Here is a 4,505-nt window from a genome sequence, read left to right as displayed (position 1 = left end):
CGCCGGTCCCGCTCCCTGTCACGTCCCGCCGAGGCTCACGCCTCGGCGCTCTGCGCCGTCAGCTCCCGCTTGAGGATCTTGCCCGTGGACGTCATGGGCAGCGTGTCGCGGAACTCGATGATGCGCGGGTACTTGTGGGCGGCCATCCGCTCCTTGCCCCAGGCAATGAGTTCCCGCTCGGTGACCTCGGCGCCGGGCCTGAGGATGATGAACGCCTTCACCTCCTCGCCGTGGCTGGGGTGCGGCACACCGGCGACCGCGGCCAGGCTGACGGCCGGATGGGTGAGCAGTACCTCCTCCAGCTCCCGCGGGTAGACGTTGTAGCCACCGCGGATGATCATGTCCTTCTTGCGGTCGACGATGTAGATGTAGCCGTCCTCGTCCCTGGTGGCGATGTCGCCCGTGCGGAACCAGCCGTGGGCGTCGAGTGCCTCCGCGGTGGCCTCCGGGCGGCCCAGGTAGGCCTTCATGACGTTGTGGCCGCGGATCCAGATCTCGCCGGGCTCCTCCACCGCGGCCTCCGTGCCGTCCTCACGGGCCACTCTGACCTCGACACCCCACACCGGCAGGCCGATCGATCCGGGGCGCCGGGGCCGGTCGAGTCGGTTGAAGGTGGCGACGGGACTCGTCTCGGACAGCCCGTACCCCTCCAGGATCGGGACTCCGAAGCGCCTCTCGAACCCGGTAAGGACCTCCATCGGCAGCGCGGACCCGCCCGACACGCAGACCCTCAGGGTGTCCGTGATCTTCTGGAGGTCGACGTTGTCCGCCGCCGGGGAGTTCAGCAGTGCCCAGTACATGGTGGGGACGCCGACGAAGAAGGTGACGTCCTCCCGCTCCATCGCGGTCAGCGCGTCGGCCGGATCGAACCGGGGCAACAGGACCAGGGTCGCGCCGGAGACGAAGCCCGTGTTCATCTGCACCGTCTGGCCGAAGGTGTGGAACAGCGGCAGCGTCACCAGGTGGACGTCGTGCGGCTGGGCGTCGAACAACCGCTGGCACATCAGGGCGTTGTGGACGAGGTTGCTGTGGGTCAGCTCGGCGCCCTTCGGCTGCCCCGTGGTGCCGCTGGTGTACAGCACCACCGCGGTGTCCGTCTCCGACGTGGGGTGGGAGGTGAATTCGGCCGGCCGGCCCTCGGTGAAGGCGGCCAGCGTCTCGCCCGGCACCCGCCCGCTGGTCGCCCGCTCGTCGGCGGTCAGCAGCACGAAGGTCTCGCAGCCCGGCGTCCCCTTGAACGCCCTGAGGCCGGTGTCGCCCATGGGGTGGTCGTCGGACCCCTCGAAGCAGAAGTACGCCTTCGCTTCCGAGTCCTCGAGGTGGTAGGCGATCTCGCGGTCCGTGAGCAGGATGTTCAGCGGCACGACCGTGGCGCCGGCCTTGAGGATTCCGTAGTAGACGATGGGGAAGTACGGCAGGTTGGGACAGCTGAGGGCGACCCGGTCGCCGGGCCGGATGCCGCGCGCCACGAGCGCGCCGGCGACCCGGTTGGCGGCGGCGTTCAGTTCTGCGTACGTCCACCGGCGCTCTCCCAGCACCACCGCGTCCCGGTCGGGCAGCTCGCGCGCGGTGTGGTCGAGCAGTACGGAAAGGTTGAGCATGGATTCCTCCGCGGGGCCGCGTCGTCGGGACGCCTCCACTGTGCGCTTCCGCGGCTTTACGGAGTTAGTGGCCGGACCACAAAACACGTAATGAGCCGTTCACAAGGCGGTGACGCGTCGTTCACCGGCCGAGGGCGCCCGGCGGCCCGGCCAGCAGGCGTACGGCGATGAGGAGCTCGACCACGTCGCCGAAGCTGCGCAGATCGCAGCCGGTCCGCTCGGCGATGCGTTCCAGCCGGTAGTAGGCGGTGTTGACGTGCAGGTGAAGCCGTTCGGCGGCGGTCTTGGCATTGAGGTTGCAGGCCGTGTAGGCGAGGAAGGTGCGCACCAGGACGCCTTCGCGCCGTACGTCCTCCTCGATGAAACGCCTGAGCTCCGGGCGTACGAGCCGCCGGGCCGTGGGGTCGTCCCGGAGCACCAGGTAGTCGAAGCACGACAGCACCGGCAGCGCCACGACGCCCGCCTGCCCGCCCAGGCCCTCGCGGGCCAGACACGCCTCGGCGTACGCGTCCGGCACCTCGGCGAGGCGCTCGCGCACGGTGCTGATGCCCACCGCGAGGCGGATCCCCTGCCGCTCCAGGGCGGCGACGGCCTTCCCTGCCCGGTCGACGGCCTCGTCGGCGCCGGAGGGGACGGGTGAGAGGCCGACGATCTCCTGCTGCCGCACCACGGTCAGCCCCGGGGTGCCCCGGGCCCCGGCCTTGCGCAGGGACGACGCCGCGTCGCGCAGCAGGCGGTCGTCGGTGAGGGGTGTCACGGGCACGGCGGAGATGACGACCAGCCGTGCGCCCGGCTCCAGGCCGGCGGACCGCAGCAGGGCGTGCTTGGGGCCCGAGGTCACGTCGCGGCGGGCCAGCAGGTCCTCGAGCGCGTCGCGGCGCAGGCGGTCGCTGTCGGCCAGCTGGAACTGCTGCTCGTCGAGGTACGACTCGGCCGCCACCGCGCTGCCCACCTCGATCAGGTGCATCACCTGCCCGGCCAGGGCCATGGCCGCGTCCCTGGCGTCGGCGTCGCCACGGGTGACCGCGACGATCCCGTCCCACAGGGTGAGCTGTCCGATCCGGAAGGCCTGGAGGAAGTCGGCGAGCGAGACGCCCTGGCGTACCCGGCGCCGCGCCTGCGACCAGGTCTTGGGGAAGTCCGACGGCTGCGCGGGGCGCCGCTCCCTGACGCTGGTCAGCAGGGCACGGAACACCGTCTCGACGTGGTAGGTGACGTCCTCGCGCAGTCGCTCGTCGGAGCTGCGGCCGTAGGCGGGGACCTGTGCCCAGATCGCCTCGACGGCGTCGGCGACGACCCGGTGGAGCGAGGCCTCCACCGCCTCCAGCACCCGGGCCAGGGCAGGGTCGGCGAAGCGGTCGTCGCCGCCTGTCCCGTTCCGCGCCATCCGGACCACCGCCTTGTCTCGCACTTCACGATAGGCCGCGCTGTGTGGTTCGACCACAAAGCGCCGCAGGCACGTTCTGGTGGTCACGCGCCGTGGCGCCCCTGGCCGCTGCCGCCGGCGGTGGTTCGGGACTCGGCGGCGGGCCGTGAGCCGGGGCGCGACGGCTCGCCGTGAGTCAGGACGCGGCGGCTCCCCGGTGGCGTACGCGGGATCCGTCCCGGGCCTTGACGATCTCCAGCTGGGCGGGGATGCGGCGGCGCAGATCGGCGACGTGGCTGACGATGCCGACGCTGCGGTCGCGTTCGCGCAGTGTGTCGAGCACGTCGAGGACCTCGTCCAGGGTCTGGTCGTCGAGGCTGCCGAAGCCCTCGTCGATGAAGAGCGTGTCGAGCCGGACCCCGCCGGCCTCCTCGGTGACGACGTCGGCGAGGCCGAGGGCGAGGGCCAGCGAGGCGAAGAAGGTCTCGCCGCCGGACAGGGTGGCGGTGTCGCGTTCGCTGCCCGTCCAGGCGTCGATGACACGCAGCCCGAGTCCGGAGCGGCCGCGGCCGCCCGCCCGCTCGTCGGAGTGGACCAGGGTGTAGCGGCCGGAGGACATGCGCCGCAGCCGGACCGTGGCGGCCGCCGCGACCTGCTCCAGACGGGCGGCCAGGACGTACGACTCCAGGCGCATCCTGCGTTCGTTGTCGGCGGAGGTGCCCGCGGCGAGGGAGGCGAGCCGGGCCACGCGGTCGTACTCCTCGCGCAGCGGTGCGAGGGCGGCTGCCTCGGCTGCGGCCTGTGCGGAGAGACGGTCGAGTTCCGTGCAGCGCCGCGCTGCGGCGTCGACCGCCGAGGCCGCCTCGCGGAAGACACGCTCGGCGCGGTCGGCGCGGTGCTCGGCGCCCTCGACGTCGGCGGCGGGCCGACGGGCGGCGGCAGCCGTGGCGGGCTCGGCGAGCACCGCACGTACCGCCGCGTCCTCGGCCTGCCAGGCGTCGATGCGGTGCTGGATCTCGCGCTGGCGCTCGTCGCTCAGCAGTGCCTCGGCCGCGGCCTCGGGTGTGTCGAACCCTGCGCGGTAGGCCGCGTCGGCGAGCCGTGCGTCGGCGTCCTTGAGCTGCCGCGATTTCTCCTCGGCCGCCCTGGCCGCCTCGGCGGCGGCGGCCACCAGGTCCGCAAGCCGCTCCAGCTCCGCGGCCCGCTGGGCGACGCTGCCCGCCACGCCGCGCGCCGCCGCGAGTTCGGCCCGCAGGGAGGTCTGTTCCTTCTCCAGCGACTCGCGCAGCGAGGTGCGGGAGGCGGCTCGCTGCTCGGCCTGCCGGGCGTCGGCGAGCCGCCGCTCGTGCTCCCGCTCGACCGCGGCGAGCGCCTCGCGCGCACCGTGCAGGGCGGCCGCCGCCCTCCGCGCGGCGTCGTACTCCCGCCGCAGCTCCTCCACGGCGCCGGAGAGCTCCGTGACAAGTACGTCGGCGGCCGCCTTCCACGCCGGGTCGGAATCTTCGAGGCCGGTGTCCGCCCCGGCGCCGCCCACGCCC

The 4,505-nt window shown here is 73.0% G+C and carries 3 protein-coding genes; all 3 read right to left on the bottom strand.

What is annotated here, in order from left to right; genetic code table 11:
* Positions 1–35 precede the first annotated feature (35 nt).
* Positions 36–1,601 carry a long-chain fatty acid--CoA ligase gene (locus tag GUY61_RS35160; protein WP_166634377.1) on the bottom strand — a complete coding sequence of 522 codons (1,566 nt, stop codon included), beginning with the start codon at positions 1,599–1,601 and terminating at the stop codon, positions 36–38.
* A gap of 121 nt (positions 1,602–1,722) precedes the next feature.
* Positions 1,723–2,988 (bottom strand): CdaR family transcriptional regulator, encoded by a 1,266-nt coding sequence (locus GUY61_RS35155; RefSeq protein ID WP_166634376.1) that lies wholly within the window; start codon positions 2,986–2,988, stop codon positions 1,723–1,725.
* Positions 2,989–3,163: 175 nt separating this feature from the next.
* Positions 3,164–4,505, bottom strand: a 1,342-nt coding sequence (locus GUY61_RS35150; protein WP_279576890.1) for an SbcC/MukB-like Walker B domain-containing protein, incomplete at its 5' end; no start/stop codon positions are given.

The sequence above is a fragment of the Streptomyces sp. GC420 genome (assembly GCF_009916105.1).
Taxonomy (GTDB): Bacteria; Actinomycetota; Actinomycetes; order Streptomycetales; family Streptomycetaceae; genus Streptomyces.
The sequence above is the reverse complement of the archived record's forward strand: the minus strand, read 5'-3'. Positions and strand labels throughout refer to the sequence as shown.